The organism is Agrobacterium sp. NPDC089420, from assembly GCF_044900305.1.
Taxonomy (GTDB): domain Bacteria; phylum Pseudomonadota; class Alphaproteobacteria; order Rhizobiales; family Rhizobiaceae; genus Agrobacterium.
Genome location: NZ_JBJDMY010000012.1, coordinates 1 through 15901, shown reverse-complemented (window position 1 = coordinate 15901; position 15901 = coordinate 1). Strand labels below are relative to the sequence as shown.

The 15901-nt window shown below is 60.2% G+C and carries 12 protein-coding genes; all 12 read left to right on the top strand.

Annotated features, from left to right (window positions below):
• The first annotated feature begins 114 nt into the window (after positions 1-114).
• Positions 115-1683 (top strand): carbohydrate porin, encoded by a 1569-nt coding sequence (locus tag ACI2KA_RS18080; protein ID WP_404503836.1) that lies wholly within the window; start codon positions 115-117, stop codon positions 1681-1683.
• Between the two features lie 69 nt (positions 1684-1752).
• Positions 1753-2529 carry an SDR family NAD(P)-dependent oxidoreductase gene (locus tag ACI2KA_RS18075; RefSeq protein WP_404503835.1) on the top strand — a complete coding sequence of 259 codons (777 nt, stop codon included), beginning with the start codon at positions 1753-1755 and terminating at the stop codon, positions 2527-2529.
• 86 nt (positions 2530-2615) lie between these two features.
• Positions 2616-3686, top strand: coding sequence for an alpha/beta hydrolase (locus ACI2KA_RS18070; protein WP_404503834.1), 1071 nt, complete (start codon positions 2616-2618; stop codon positions 3684-3686).
• A 19-nt stretch (positions 3687-3705) separates the two neighbouring features.
• Positions 3706-5349: a flavin-containing monooxygenase gene (locus tag ACI2KA_RS18065; protein ID WP_404503833.1), complete on the top strand. Its 1644-nt coding sequence runs from the start codon at positions 3706-3708 to the stop codon at positions 5347-5349.
• A gap of 81 nt (positions 5350-5430) precedes the next feature.
• On the top strand, positions 5431-6390 hold the full coding sequence (locus ACI2KA_RS18060) for a hypothetical protein (protein ID WP_404503832.1): 960 nt from the start codon (positions 5431-5433) through the stop codon (positions 6388-6390).
• 225 nt (positions 6391-6615) lie between these two features.
• Positions 6616-7728 (top strand): efflux RND transporter periplasmic adaptor subunit, encoded by a 1113-nt coding sequence (locus ACI2KA_RS18055; RefSeq protein WP_404503831.1) that lies wholly within the window; start codon positions 6616-6618, stop codon positions 7726-7728.
• Between the two features lie 12 nt (positions 7729-7740).
• Positions 7741-10881: a multidrug efflux RND transporter permease subunit gene (locus tag ACI2KA_RS18050; RefSeq protein ID WP_404503830.1), complete on the top strand. Its 3141-nt coding sequence runs from the start codon at positions 7741-7743 to the stop codon at positions 10879-10881.
• 41 nt (positions 10882-10922) lie between these two features.
• On the top strand, positions 10923-11684 hold the full coding sequence (locus ACI2KA_RS18045; RefSeq protein WP_404503829.1) for an SDR family NAD(P)-dependent oxidoreductase: 762 nt from the start codon (positions 10923-10925) through the stop codon (positions 11682-11684).
• Between the two features lie 105 nt (positions 11685-11789).
• Complete coding sequence (locus ACI2KA_RS18040; RefSeq protein ID WP_404503828.1) at positions 11790-13469, top strand: AMP-binding protein; 1680 nt, start codon at positions 11790-11792, stop codon at positions 13467-13469.
• A gap of 12 nt (positions 13470-13481) precedes the next feature.
• A complete protein-coding gene (locus tag ACI2KA_RS18035) occupies positions 13482-14120 on the top strand; it encodes a TetR/AcrR family transcriptional regulator (protein WP_404503827.1) in 639 nt (212 codons plus the stop codon).
• Positions 14121-14186: 66 nt separating this feature from the next.
• Positions 14187-14933: an electron transfer flavoprotein subunit beta/FixA family protein gene (locus ACI2KA_RS18030; RefSeq protein ID WP_404503826.1), complete on the top strand. Its 747-nt coding sequence runs from the start codon at positions 14187-14189 to the stop codon at positions 14931-14933.
• 114 nt (positions 14934-15047) lie between these two features.
• Positions 15048-15901: electron transfer flavoprotein subunit alpha/FixB family protein (locus tag ACI2KA_RS18025; protein WP_404503825.1), on the top strand; the 854-nt coding region annotated here is incomplete at its 3' end.

Genomic DNA, 15901 nt, shown 5'->3' with positions numbered 1-15901 from the left:
ACGGGCCGCTTGTGGGACGCGCGAAATAATTTGCAAATGTCGGGAGGATCGACAGTGAAAAAGGGTGAACTTGAAGGGCAGCGCAGACCTGTTTTATCCGGCGGAAGTCCGGGCATGTCTTTTGTTTCCAGCATAGCCTGTCGCATCCGGCGGGTCGCCTTGCCGTGTTCCGCAGCGGTGATGTGCATCGGCCTTTCTGCGGCCGGTGCAACCGAAGTGACGTTGCAACACGTTGCAAAATCGGCGAGGGCGAGCGAGAAAACCAAGGTCGCCGCAACTCCACAGGACGGGGCGGACAGCGCCATCAAGTCGGATGACGCGGCCGAGACGCGGGACATGGGGTCTGCCGCGCGCGCCCAGGCTCTCGACAAAGTTTACGGATACAAGGGATGGAACATTACCTTCCCTTCCTTTGCCGATACGGTGGTGCAGGACGACGGCTATTGGCGCACGCGGCTTGCATCTTACGGCTTCGGATTCCACTCGCAGAACTCGGCAATATTCCAGGGAAATATTCTGAACACGCCGCGCAAGATTCCCGCGGAAGGGTTTCTGCCCTGCACATCGGCGAATATCGACTATAATTGTGCCGGCGGCCGCTCCTATTTCGGACAGCGACCGGAAGCCTATCTTTCCGGTATCGGACTGCTGACCTATGACATGAGCCAATGGGGTGTCCCCGACGGGCAAATTGCCGCCGGTGTCCATTATGCATTTAGCACGGATGAGCAATTCAGCCCCAGCGCCCTTCGTGCACAAAGCCTGTCCTGGTATCAGACGCTGTTTGACGGGAAGGTGGAAGTCAAGGCCGGTTATTTCCCGTCTCTGCCGGAATTTGCCGGAACTTTCGTTGGCGGGGTCGTGACAAGTCCGTTCGGGCCGGCCGCGTCTGTTCCGGTCGTGCTCGGCATTTCCCCGAACGGCATGGGAACGCCGAACTTTCGCGCTACGTGGCATTTGAACGAAGAGCTTTATGCCCAGACGGGGGTCCAGCGAAGCCTGCCTGTCAACGGACCGACGGGTAATCCGATCTATGACGAGGAACGTGCCAATCCCTCCGGTCTGGATTTCAGCTCCTCGGTTCCGGGAACCGGCATACTCTTCACCAACGAGGTGGGCTACAAAAGACAGGCTTCGCCCGACAATCCCTTCGTTTGGGTCCGCGGTGGCGTGCTGTACAACAATTCCGAGTTCAGGGACTACAGCCGGCTGCTTTCCGATCCGCATGCAACGAGAGATGGGGCGCTTGGTGTCTATCTTCTCGCCGACTATCAGGTATGGCAATCCAATCCGTCCTCGCCGCTGACAGCCTATCAGGGGATTTATGTCGGCGGAACCTTCATGTACGGCGAACCGGAAGTTGCAGCCTTTACCCAATATTACGAAGCCCGCGCCTATTGGTTCGCGCCGTTCGAGAGCCGTCCGCGCGATCTGCTGTCGGTTATCTACAGCCACAATGAGACCAGCAAATATGTGAAGAACGCCATCGATTCGGCGTCGGCTTTCACAAACATGTTCGCCATAAATGCTTCGAACAGCATCACTGCTTCATACATGGCCAATATCAAGCCGGGGCTCTATGCAACCCTTGGTGTCGGATACACCGACAAGCCGAGCCTGCAATATTTCAAGGATGAAGGAAGCTCCTTCAATCTGCTGTTCAGCGTCTATGCGCTGTTTTGATCGCTGCCGGCGGCGGCTGCGCCGCCCCCTCACCAATCACGCGAAACGATAAAAGTGGAGGAACGAATAATGACGAGCGTGCCTGAGCCCCTTCTTTCCCTGCAGGGCAGAAAAGCTCTCATAACTGGCGGCGCGTCGGGCATGGGGCGCGCCTCATCCCTGCTCTTTTCCGCCCATGGCGCCCATGTCGTCATTGTCGACCGCAACGGTGAGGCCGCTCAAGACACCGCGGAGGACATCCGCCGCGCAGGTGGGACGGCTGAAGCACACACGGTGGATCTGCTCGACTGGGAGGCTCTCGATGCCTTTCTGGAAATCTTTGTCCGCGACAATGCGCATCTGGATATTCTGTTCAATCAGGCGGGTCTGCCGGCGCCGCCTGGTTTCGACTATGATCTGGACAGCTGGACAAGCTGCATGACGATCAACCTCTGGGTTCCCATGCTGCTGACGAAGCGGCTGTTGCCGCTGTTGCGCAAGTCCTCGCATGCGTCCGTCATCTGCACCTCGTCGATCGCGGGTGTTCGGGCGGTTTCCTTTTTCCCGACCTATTCCGCCAGCAAGGCCGCACTGATCCAGTACGTGAAGTCGATCGCCCTGCTGTTGGCGCCGGAAGGTATCCGGGTAAACGCAATCTGCCCCGGCGCCACCGACACGCCGGCACTGCGGCGCGACATCGAGGATGGCACCGTCAGGGCCACGATAGATCAGATCGCCGCAAGCGTGCCGATGAAGCGCATGGGCAACGCCCAGGATATGGCGCAGGTCGCGCTGTTCCTGGCCTCGGGCGCTTCCGGTTTTATGACCGGAACGGCCATTGCGGTTGATGGCGGCGCGACCGCCTGACGCTGAAATTTCACCCATGATGGAGCGGAATGCCCAGCGCGCCGCGACAACATACGAACAGCAAACGTCCTGGAGGAGACATATAAATGGAACAATCGCAATTACACCGCCCCGGCAAGCTTGGAAATCCCGATCTGGTCATTCGCGATGATCCCCGGGCCGATCGTCGTCTCGTGGCCGCGCTGGATGCGGCGCAGATGGGCGGCGAGCCGCCGGTCTACGTGACGGCGCAGACGCCGCTGGAAGGCATCCTGCAATATCTCAAGGCGGCTGAAGCCGGATCCTTCGAGTTTCTCGAAGCCGCGGTTGCGGGCATTCCCGCGGCCAAGGGCATCAGCACGATCGTCGAGAAAACCACGGGTGTTGACGGCAATGTCATTGCCCTCTTCATTCACCGCCCGGAAGGCGCTGAGGGACCGTTGCCCGCCATCGTGCATCTGCATGGCGGCGGCATGTGCATTCTCAATGCGGAAGGTCCGCTTTATGCCCGCTGGCGTGACGATCTGGCGGCGAAGAACCTCATCGTGATCGGTGTCGAGTTCCGCAATGCCGCCGGCCATCTGGGAGAACATCCTTTCCCGGCGGGCCTCAACGACGTCAGTTCCGCGCTGGACTGGGTGGCCGAGAACAGGGCACGTTTGGGCATCTCCAAAGTCGTCTTGTCGGGCGAATCCGGCGGGGCGAACCTTGGAATGGCCGCGACGATCAAGGCAAAGCGCGAGGGCCGGCTTGACCGCGTCGATGGCGTCTACGCGCTTTGCCCGTATATTTCCAATGCCTATGCGGAAAAATTGCCCGAGCTGCAGTCGCTTTACGAGAATGACGGGCTGTACACGCCGCTGGCGGTGGTTGCCGCCACTGCCGTTGCCTATGATCCGAACGGGGAAAATGCCACCAATCCTCTGGCCTGGCCCTATCATGCCAGCCGCGAAGACCTCGAGGGGCTGCCGCCCCATGCCGTTTCGGTCAATGAGCTGGATCCGTTCCGGGACGAAGGGCTGGCCTATTATCGAAAGCTGCAGGCAGCAGGCGTTCCGTCACGGGCGAGAACGGTAATCGGCGTCTGCCACGCGGCCGAGAATTATTTCATGCGGGCGATACCGGATATCTACGATGCGACGCTCTCCGACATCGCCCTGTTTGCCCACTCGCTCTGATCCGTGAAAGGACAGTCCCATGATTGATACCGCTGTTCACACCACGTCAGGCCCGATCGGGGTCGACATGCTGATCGTCGGTGCCGGCATAACCGGTCTTTACCAGCTCTATCGCGCCCGCCAGGCGGGGTTCAATGCGATCATCCTTGAGGCCGGCGGCGGCATCGGCGGGACGTGGTACTGGAACCGCTATCCGGAAGCCCGCTTCGATTCCGAGAGCTACACCTACGCCTATCTGTTCTCGAAAGAACTCTATGACGAATGGCGCTGGTCGGAGCATTTCGCCGGCCAGCCCGAAATCGAGCGCTATCTCAACCATGTCGCCGACCGGTTTGACCTGCGCGCCCACATACGGCTCAACGCCAGGGTCACCTCGGCGGTCTTCAACGAGACGACCGGTGCTTACACGGTGCAGTCCGAAGATGGCGCGACCTATATTGCCCGCTTTCTCGTCGCGGCTACCGGCGTGCTGTCGGTGCCCTTCTTCCCCTCGATACCGGGGCGTGAGAATTTCGCCGGGCAATCCTACCATACCGGCCTCTGGCCTGCGGCACCGGTTGATTTCAAGGGAAAGCGCGTCGCCGTCATCGGCACCGGTTCGAGCGGTGTTCAGCTCGTGCCCGCCATTGCCGGCGATGTGGCGTCGATGACGGTGTATCAGCGTTCGCCGAATTGGTGCACGCCGCTCAACAATCGGCCGATCACCGAGGAGGAGCAGCGTGCGTTGCGCGCCGATTTCGAGACGATCAAGAAGACGCTCGACACGTCAATCAGCGGTTTTCTGCACGAGCCGTCAAACCGCTCGTCATCCGAGGACAGCAAGGAGGAGCGGTTTGCTTTTTTCGAGACGCTCTGGAACAGCCCCGGCTTTTCGAAAATGACCTCCAACTATGCCGACTTCTTTTTCAACAGGCCGCTGCGCGAAGAGTTTTCGGAATTTCTGGCCGGCAAGATCCGCAGCATCGTCAAGGATCCGGGCACGGCAGACAAATTGATCCCGAAGGATCACATCTATGCTGAAAAGCGGCCGCCCTATGCGACCGGTTTCTATGAGGCCTTCAACAATTCACATGTCAAGCTTGTGGCGATGAAGGAAACGCCGATCACACGCATTACCGCAAAGGGCATCGAAACCACGGAAGGTTTCGAGGAATTCGATATCATCGTCTGGGCGACCGGTTTCGACTTTGCCCGCGCCATGCAGCGCATGGGCATTCGCGGCCGGCGGGGCGTTGCGCTGCAAGACGCATGGAAAGATGGCCCGAGTACCTTCCTCGGCATTCAGGCGGCGGGTTTTCCCAACCTGTTCTTCCCCGGTGGTCCGCACGGCGCGGCCGCCAACAACCCGCGCTACAATGGCGATCAGATTGACTTCATCATGGAGCTTCTGACCCATGCCGAGCAGAGCGGCACGAACATCATCGAGCCGACGCAGGCGGCAGAGGATGAGTGGAACCACATCATGGTCAGCGCAGCGCCCTACTCGCCGTTTTCCCCGGAGCTAAGCTATTATTATGGCTCGAACATTCCGGGAAAGCCGCGCAAGCTCCTGCTGAACCCGGCAGGACGCGGCGTTTTGTTCGACGTGATGAACGCCAGCCGGCAATCCGGCTTTGCCAACTTCACCCTGTCATCGGCTGCGGCAGACGCCGTCCCAGCCTGAAACGGAAGCGCGTGCCGCCATCGGCGGCCGCTCATTTCCATGCCGACGGTGCCCGGAGACTGAGGCGGAAAGGAATTCCCCATGACGACGCAGGAAAACGCAAGCAAGCAGAATTTTCGTGTCGTGCGATTGTTTCATCCGACGATCCATGTGCACGATCTCGCCACGACGGAAGGCTGGTTCGAGCGGGTTTTCGGGCGCAAGAGCGCGTCGCTGGAGACGATCCTGCCTTCGACGCCGAACTATCCCACCGACTATTCGACCTTCACGGTAATCCGCGATGTCTTCATCGATTCCATCGATCCGAAACGTCACTTCGTTTCGGGTTTCCAGCGTTATCCGGCCGTCGAGGCTCCAAGCCTGAAGGGATTGGGCTGGTATATCGAGGGTATGACCGCGCTGCATCTCGGGCTGCGTGGAGCGGGTATCCGGTCGATGGGACTTTCGGACGAGATTGCCGAAGGCGAGCAGCCGCCCCTTTCACCCGGTGGCGGCGTCATAACGTTCTTCACGGTGCCGCAGGATGCCGGTCTGCAATACCAGTTCTTTCTGGAAGGAACGCCGTTCCCCCTCGACCCCCGCACGGCACCCGGCTGGCTTCTGCCGCCTGTCGAGGAAAACGACCCGCTTGCCATCGAATGCTGCTCCCACCACACCATTTTGACGAGCCAGCCAGACAGAGCGCTCAACTTCGCGGTGAACGCGTTGGGTGGCAGGGTCATTCATGAGGGCCGCAACCCGATATTGGCGGCGACAAGTACGTATGTCGCCCTTGCCGATACGGTGCTGGAATACGCCGTGCCGGACGCCGGAACGGCGGCGCAGGCCCATCTGGCCGCGGCCGCGCCGGGCGATTCCTATTATTCGATGACGTGGAAAGTTGTCGATCTCGACCGGGTCGAACGCCATCTGGTCGCGGAGAATGTGGGGATCAGCATGCGCGATGAAACGACGATCGTGACCGACGCGCAGACCAGTCTGGGTATTCCATGGGGTTTCACGAACACGTTCGTGCCGAACGACCCAAGGCAAAGGACATAACGGATCACGATGGGCTGTTGAGGAGCGGTCCATCGGGAGGAAAAAGGGGAGGAGAATTCTATGATGTTTGAGTTTCAGTACTCGGATACGAAATCGTCATCTTCGTCCGGCGCGGATTTGTCTCGCGGTCCTGTCGGGGCATCTGCCGCGCCTGGGGGGCGGGGAGGATCCGGTGGCCGTGGCCGGATGGGCCGCTCGGCTCGATCTCTGGCTCTGGCCGGGTTTATGGCATTGGTCGGATCGCAGGGCGCTGCCGCCGAGCCGATACCGCCCGTCAGTATCGCAACGATGACTTCGGAAGATATTCCGATCGTCAACGAGTTGCCGGGCCGCATCGCTCCAACCACGATCGCCGAAGTCAGGCCCCGGATCTCCGGTATTCTGGTCGAACGGGTATTCGAGCAGGGGAGCCTCGTAAATGAGGGCGATGTTCTCTATCGCATTGACCCCGGTCCGTTCCGGGTGCAGCTCGAAAGTGCGCAGGCTGCCCTGCAGCGGGCAAAGACCAGCCAGAATTCAGCCCGGCAACGCGCCGATCGCCAGGCGAAACTCCGGGAGGGCAATGTTGCAAGCTCGCAGCAGCTGGAGGATGCCCGCACCCAGTTGGCGCAGGCCAATGCCGATGTCGCAATCGCGACTGCAAATCTGGCGCAGGTTCAGCTGAACCTCGATTACTCCGAGGTGAGGGCGCCGATTTCGGGCCGGATCGGGCGGGCGCTGGTGACCGAAGGAGCACTGGTCAGCTCCAGCAATGTTCTGGCCCTCATTCATGTCATCGATCCCGTCTATGCGGATTTCACCCAATCTTCCATTGAGATGCGCGATTTGCGCCGGGCGCTGGCTTCGGGCCGGCTTGTCAGCATAGCACCCGGCGAGGCGGATGTGCGGCTGCGGCTGGACGACGGCAGCGATTATCATCACCATGGTATTCTGCTGTTTTCGGACTCGACGGTCGATTCATCCACCGGGCAGATCGCGCTGCGCGCCACTTTCCCCAATCCGGACGCCGATTTGCTGCCCGGCATGTATGTGCGCGTCGTCATCGAACACGGCGTGGAGCGCGGTGTTGTCGCCGCGCCGCGGCAGGCCATACAGCGCGATGCCAGCGGCAAGGCCTATGTCTTTGTCGTCAATGGTGAGCAGAAGATCGAGCAGCGTTTCGTCACGATCAATCGTCAGGTCAAGGACCGCGTGGTGGTCGACGGCCTCAATCCTGGCGACCGCGCGGTTGTCGAGGGTTTCCAGAAGATCAGGCCCGGAAGCAGGGTTTCCCCCACAGAATGGGCTGGCTTGTCGGTTCTGACCGGCATGCAGGCCGCCGTCCGTGGATTGAAGTGAGGAACACCGGCCATGACACGCTTTTTCATCGACAGGCCGGTTCTTGCATGGGTGACCGCGATCTTCATCATGCTTGCGGGTGTCCTGGCGCTGCCTGCGCTGCCCGTCTCGCAATATCCGAATGTGGCGCCTCCAAAGGTCAATCTCTCGACGAACTACGCCGGCGCTTCACCCGATCAAATCTACCAGAGCGTCACGCGCGTGATCGAAGATGCCATCAACAGCACGCCGGGCCTGATTTATTTCGAATCCAGTTCCGATGCATCCGGCCGCGTTTCCATCAATGCGACATTCAGGCCAGGCACGAATGTCATCGAGGCGGCAATGGATGCCCAGAACCGCGTCCGCCGCATCGAGGGACGGCTGCCTCAGGCGGTCGTCCAGCAGGGCGGTATTCGCGTCGAGCCGGCCAGCGCGGATATATTGATGGTCGTGGCATTGCGTTCCACCGACGGAGCCTATGATTCCATCGCCCTCGGCGATTTTCTCGACCGCAACATCATGCGTGAAATCCAGCGCGTCGAGGGCGTCGGTCCGATACAGCTGATCGCGTCGCCGCGCGCCATGCGTGTCTGGATCGATCCCGGCAAGATGCTGGGACTGGGCCTGACGACAAATGATGTCATGAATGCCATCCGCACACAGAATGCCCAGGTGGCGGCAGGGCGGATAGGGGCGGAGCCCAGCGTGGCAGACAATGCGATCACGGCCAGCGTCGTCGTCCACGGGCAGTTGTCGACTGTCGAGGAATTCGGCGCGATCACCCTGCGGGCCAATCCCGACGGTTCAACGGTGCGCCTGCGCGATGTCGCGCGGATCGAGATCGGTGGAGAGAACTACAGTTCCACCGCCCGTCTCGATGGCCAGGCCGTCGCCGCCATCGGCGTGCAGCTTCATCCGACCGGTAATGCCGTCTCAACCGCGGCGGCGGTGCGCGAGAGAATGAGCGAGCTTTCCAGATCGTTCCCCGCTGGCATCACCTACGATATTTCTTTCGATTCCACGCCGTTTGTCGGGGCATCCATCGACAAGGTCGTCATGACGCTCCTTGAAGCCATGGGCCTGGTCTTTCTGGTCATGTTGTTGTTCCTGAAGAGTTTTCGCTGCACTGTCATCCCGGCCCTCGTCGTACCGGTGGCGTTGCTCGGAACCTGTGCGATCATGTTCGTCACCGGATTTTCGGTCAATGTTCTCACCATGTTCGCCATGGTGCTGGTGATCGGCATTCTCGTCGATGACGCGATCATCGTGGTCGAGAACGTGGAGCGCATCATGGCCGAGGAACAATTGTCCCCGCGCGAGGCGACCCATAAGGCAATGGGCCAGATTGGCGGCGCCATTGTCGGCATTACGCTGATCTTGACGGCGGTTTTTGTTCCGATGGCCTTCTTCCCCGGGGCGGTGGGGGTGATCTATCGGCAGTTCAGCCTGACGATGGTTGTATCGATCCTGTTTTCGGGTTTCCTGGCCCTGACATTCACGCCCGCGCTCTGCGCCAGCCTGCTCAGGCCTCCAGCGGCAGGCCATCATGCCGGACGTGGTCTCTTCGGCTGGTTCGACCGCTTTTTCAAGGACACCACGAACGGTTACGTCGCGCTCGCGCGGCGCGGCGTCAGGAAGACGGGGCGAATGATGGTGATCTACGCCGCGCTTGCCGCCGGCGCGGGCTGGGCTTTCATGCAGCTTCCCACTTCCTTCCTTCCGGTGGAGGACAGGGGCACCATCATGGTCGATATCATAGCGCCGACGGAGGCAAGTGCACGCAGGACGGAACTGGTGATCCGGCAGATGGAGGAAATCCTGCGGTCGGAGCCGGCAATAACAAGGGTCAGCGCCCAGACGGGCGGAAACCTGGCGGGGTCAGGCCAGAATGTCAGCAGCGTCTATCTGACACTCAAGGACTGGTCGGAAAGGGCACCGGAGGATTCGGCGCAGGCCATCGTGCATCGCCTCAATGAAAAATTCTTCACCGGCATCAAGGATGCCCAGATCTATGCCATGCTTCCACCCTCGATTTCGGGCCTCAGTTCGCTTGCCGGCATCGATTTCCGTCTGGAGGACCGGGCCGGCAGGGGGCAGGATGCGCTGGTGGCGGCATGGGAAGAACTGCTCGCCGCAGCGGCCGGTTCCGACATCGTTACCGGCCTGAGGGTCGTGGGCATGCCGGCTGGACAGCAGCTCAACCTGATGATCGACAGGGAAAAGGCCAATGCCTTCGGTGTTTCCTTTGCCGACATCAACAGCACGATCTCGACCAATCTCGGCTCGGCCTATGCGAACGACTTTCCCAATGCCGGCCGAATGCAGCGCGTGACGGTTCAGGCAGATAGTGCCGCGCGCATGCTGCCTGGAGATTTGATGACGCTTTCTGTCCGCAACGCAAGCGGTGGCATGGTGCCTCTCTCCGCCTTCATGAGTGTCGAATGGTCGATGGGGCCGACCCAGATCACCGGATATAACGGTTATCAGGCCTTGCGGATCAGTGGCCAGGCAAAGCCCGGCCATTCTTCCGGGGATGCCATCGCCGAGATGGAGCGGCTGGCGGCCAAGCTACCGGAAGGTTTCGGTTACGATTGGACGGGCGAATCCCTGCAGGAGGTCCAGGCCGGGGCGCAGGCGCCGTTGCTGATCGCACTTTCGGTTCTGTTCGTCTTTCTGCTGCTCGCCGCGCTGTATGAAAGCTGGTTCATACCGGTTTCGGTCATGCTGGCCGTTCCGCTCGGGGCGATCGGGTCGATAGTGGCGGTCATGATGCGAGGCATGGACAATGATGTCTATTTTCTGGTGGGGTTCATTACCATCATCGGGCTGTCTGCGAAGAACGCCATTCTGATCGTCGAATTTGCGCGACACCTCCTGCGGCAGGGAGTGCCCCTGAGGGACGCTGCCGTGGAAGCGCTGCGCATACGGTTCCGGCCTATCGTCATGACATCGCTGGCTTTCATGTTCGGTGTCCTGCCGCTTGCGGTGGCCTCAGGCGCCGGGTCGGCCGGGCAGAACGCGATAGGCACCGGCGTCCTTGGCGGAATGATCTCCGCAACCGTGCTGGTGGCCTTGTTCACCCCCGTCTTCTTCGTGTTCCTCGTTCAGCGTCGGGAGAGAAAATATCAACCCGTCGCGGAACCGGGCGGAGTGCCGGCGGCAGGCGAATGAGGGTGGGATTTTTTCAGCAACAATCGAATTTTGGAGCTTCAATGACAAAACGTTTCGAAAACAGGCGGGTCGTGGTGACCGGCGGCGGCGGTGGCCTGGGGCGGGCGCTTGCCCTCGGATTTGGACGCGAGGGGGCGGAACTGGTTCTTCTCGACATCAATGAGAAGGGGCTCGCCGACACCGCTGAACAATTGGCAGCGACAGGTGCAAGGGTCTCCACCCATACGATCGATCTTGCAAACGAAGGCGCCATCCACGACTTCGCGGCCGATTTTCACCAGCGTCATGAACGGCTCGACGTCCTCATCAACAATGCCGGTCTGGCCTATGGGGAAATCAGCCAGTCCTTCGAGACGTTGAGCATGGATAAGTGGCTGCGCTTTCTGGCGATCAATACGGTCTCGCCACTCGTCCTGGCGCAAGCCCTGCGTCCCGCCCTCGCCCGCACCCGGGGCGTCGTTCTGAACCAGTCCTCCATGGCGAGCTTTGTGCCGGCATCGGCCTATGGCGTCACCAAGGCTGCGCTCAATTCCATGACCTATGGCATGGCGCAGGTCTTTGGTCCTGATGGCATCAGGGTCAATGCCGTTGCACCGGGGCTGATGGAGACGGAAGCGAATCTGGCCGGGCTTTCACCGGAAACCCATGCACGCATTCGCGGCATGCAACTCGTCGACCTTCGCGGCGTCCCCGACGACATCGTCGCCCTGCATCTCTTCCTGGCGTCCGACGATGCGCGCTTCATCACCTGCGAGGTCGTTCGCTGCGACGGTGGAAACCGGCTGCGCGGCTGGCGAAACTGATCCGTGCCCCTCGTCCGGCAAAAGCAGGGAGAGTGCCGGACAACAAAATGAATATTGAATCATGGAGCCAAAACAACTATGAACGGGATCGGGAGAGGCGACATAATGAGTTTGAACGGCGTACCGGATCAGTCATCGCAAACCAGCGGCCGTCATGATCGCCCGGTGGAGAAGGAATCCACGGTCAAGAAGGGCGTGAGCCCTCTGGTTCACAAGGGCGCGACGCCGCAATCCGGTCCGGGCGGCGCTGTACTCAACCTGTCACACATCCTTGCGCAAAACGCCCGCGTGATGCCCGATGCGGAAGCCCTGATCTTCGACGATATTAGTCTGGACTGGCGTAAACTGGAGAAGCGCGTCAGCCATCTTGCCTATTGTCTGGCGCGGCGCGGCGTTGAAGAAGGCTCAATCGTCGCATTGCTGATGAAGAACAGCCTCGCCTATATCGAGTTGATTTATGCGATCGGGCACATCGGCGCCGTCGTCCTTCCGCTGAATTTCCGGCTCTCCGCGGATGAGGTGAAATATATCACGGTTCATGCCGGAGCGCAGATCGTCATCGCCGACGACATTTTTGTCGACGCCACCGAACAGACGCGGCTTCCCGTCATTTCTCTTGATGAAGAAGGACGCCGCGATATTGGCGCTATGCTGGAACCGGTGGCCAATGGCCGCAGGCGCATAAGTCTGGTGCCGCGTGGCCGCGACGATGTTTTCCGGCTCATGTATACGTCTGGCACGACCTCGCGGCCGAAAGGTGTCGTGCACACTTACGACAGCTATTACTGGAAATGTTTCGATCACATCCTGGCCCTTGATTTGAAGAGAAGCAGCCGGTTGCTGATTGTCGGGCCGCTCTATCATGTCGGTGGGTGCGATCTTCCGGGGCTGGCCGTGCATCTGACAGGCGGCGCCATCGTGCTCATGCGTGATTTCGATCCGCGCAAGGTGTTGGAGACCATCGTCCTGCGGCGTGTGGACGGTATCTGGCTGGCGCCGGTGATGACCAATGATATTTTGGCGTTGCCGGTGGAGGGGTTGCCGACGATGGACACCCTTCGGTGGTGTATAGGCGGGGGCGAGCGTACACCGGAATCGCGCATCAGCGCCTTCATGAAACGTTTTCCCCAGGCTCGTTACATCGACGCCTACGGCATGACCGAGACCTGCTCCGGCGATACGATGATGGAACCCGGTCGCGAACTGGAAAAGATCGGATCGGTCGGCCGCGCGCTGCGTTTCGTCGAGGTGCAGATACGCGATGACGAGGGCGCACCGCTGCCTGCGGGCGAGGAAGGGGAAATCTGCATGCGCGGGCCGAAGGTCATGCGTGAATACTGGCGCGATCCCGACAATACCGCTGCCGTGTTTCATCCGGACGGTTATATGCGCTCCGGCGATATCGGTTATATGGACGATGACGGGTTCCTGTTTATCACGGATCGACAGAAGGACATGATCATTTCCGGGGGAGAAAATATCGCCTCTTCGGAGGTGGAGCGTGTCATTTATGGCCATCCTGCCGTCAAGGAGGTTGCGGTCTTCGCCCGCCCCCATCCCCGATGGGGCGAGGTTGCCGTTGCCGCCGTGGTGCTGCATGCGGGCGCCAGCCTCGGCTTCGAGGAATTGTCGGCATATTGTCAGAAGTCGCTGGCGAAGTTCAAATGCCCCAACGATCTGGTGCTGCTCAAGGAACTGCCCCGCAATCCTTCGGGGAAGGTACTCAAACGTATATTGCGGGACATGGACCGACATGGTCATTTTGAAACTTCGCATACAGGATAGGACGTGGAAGAAATGAACGATGAACGGTCGAACCGGCGCTTCGGACGCCGCCTTTCAAGAGATGAAAAGGCGAAGCTGACGCGTGAAAGTCTGCTGTCCGCCGGTTGCAAGGTGGTCGCTGCGGAGGGATATGCTTCAGCCTCCATCGCGAAGATCGCGGATACCGCCGGCGTCGCTCACGGCACCTTCTACAATTATTTCTTCGACCGGCAGGCACTGTTCGATGAGCTCTTGCCCTATGAGGGGCTGCGCATGCTGGCGGTCATCGAAGAAGAGGCGCGCAAATCGGCTCCGGGCATGGCGCGTGAGCTGGCGAGATTCAACGCATTTCTCGACTATCTCGTCAAGAATGAGGGCTTTTATCGTATCCTCTACGAGGCGGAGGTTTTCGCCCCGGAGGCTCACCGCATCCATATGGATAATATCGTCTCGGGCTACAGGCGTTCGATAAAACGCGGCATTGTGACGGGACATATCGCGCTTCTGTCCGACGACAAGATAGATTGCATCATCTATCAGCTGCTTGGCATGCGTGCCTATGCCGCCATGCAGATTCACTACGAGCCCGATGAGGGTCGTAGAGAGCTTATCATTGAGAATTCCGTCTATATTTATGAACGCATCATTCGCGCAAGCCTGCTGATTGCCTGACAGGATGCATAGAGCGGCCGGAAATTTTCCGGCCGGAACCACACATCTGCCTGAGGAAAGCCGCCGATGAAGATCCTTGTCCCCGTCAAGCGCGTTGTCGATTACAATGTGAAGATCCGTGTGAAATCGAATGGTTCTGGTGTCGAGCTTGCGAATGTGAAGATGTCGATGAACCCGTTCGACGAAATCTCGGTGGAAGAGGCGCTTCGTCTGAAAGAGGCGGGCAAGGCCGAAGAGGTTGTGGTCGTGTCGATCGGCCCGGCCAAGGCGGAAGAAACGCTGCGCACGGCGCTTGCCATGGGTGCGGACCGCGCCATCCTGATCGAGACCGACGAAACCGTCGAGCCGCTCGCCGTCGCCAAGCTCCTGAAGGGCGTGGCGGAAGCCGAACAGCCCGGTCTCGTCATTGTCGGCAAACAGGCGATCGATGACGATTCGAACCAGACCGGCCAGATGCTGGCAGCATTGCTCGGCTGGGGCCAGGGCACCTTCGCCTCCAAGGTCGAGCCTTCCGATGGCAAGGTCGCCGTGACGCGTGAAGTCGATGGCGGCCTGCAGACGGTGGAGCTGAAGCTTCCCGCCGTCGTCACCACCGATCTGCGCCTGAACGAGCCGCGTTATGCTTCGCTGCCGAACATCATGAAAGCCAAGAAGAAGCCGCTCGACAAAAAGGCTCCGGCCGATTTCGGCGTCGACGTGTCGCCGCGCCTGAAAGTGCTGAAGACCGAGGAGCCGGCAGGCCGCAAGGCCGGCATCAAGGTCGGCTCGGTTGCCGAGCTGGTCGAAAAGCTCAAGGCCGACGGCGTCCTTTAGAGCGCGTCCGCCCGGACGCACTCTGCATCTTTGTTTTTACGCATTTTCCGGACGTAAAACCGCTGCGCAGTTTTACTGGAAATGCTCCGAGTTTCGGAAAAGGGAGATATTCTCATGACCATTCTTCTTCTGGCAGAACACGACAACGCAACCCTTTCCGACCTGACGGCAAAGACGCTGACGGCGGCAACCCAGATTGCCAAGGGGACGGGAAGCGACGTGCATGTGCTGGTCGCCGGCTCCGGCGCAAAGGGTGCGGCTGACGCAGCCGCGAAACTCTCCGGCGTCTCCAAGGTGCTGCTTGCCGACGACGCCTCCTATGCCAATGCGCTGGCAGAGCCGCTGGCGGCGCTGATCGTCTCGCTTAGCCCCTCCTATGATGTCATCATTGCGCCGGCCACCGCATCGGCCAAGAATGTCACGCCGCGCGTTGCGGCGCTTCTGGATGTGGCGCAGGTTTCGGAAATCATCGAGGTCGTGTCGCCTGACACCTTCAAGCGTCCGATCTATGCCGGCAACGCCATCCAGACGGTGCAGGCGAGCGATGCGAAGAAGGTCATCACCGTGCGCCCGACCGCTTTTGCGGCAGCAACGGAAGGCGGTTCGGCAGCGGTCGAAACCATCGGTGCTGCCGAAAACCCCGGCCTCTCCAGCTTCGTTTCCGATGCGCTGGCGTCGTCCGACCGTCCGGAGCTGACGTCCGCGAAGATCATCATCTCGGGTGGCCGTGCGCTTGGCTCTTCGGAGAAGTTCAAGGAAGTCATCCTGCCGGTTGCCGACAAGCTGGGTGCAGCCGTCGGTGCAAGCCGCGCCGCCGTCGATGCCGGTTATGCGCCGAACGACTGGCAGGTGGGCCAGACCGGCAAGGTGGTGGCGCCGCAGCTTTACATCGCGGCGGGCATCTCGGGCGCCATCCAGCATCTGGCCGGCATGAAGGACTCGAAGGTCATCGTCGCCATCAACAAGGA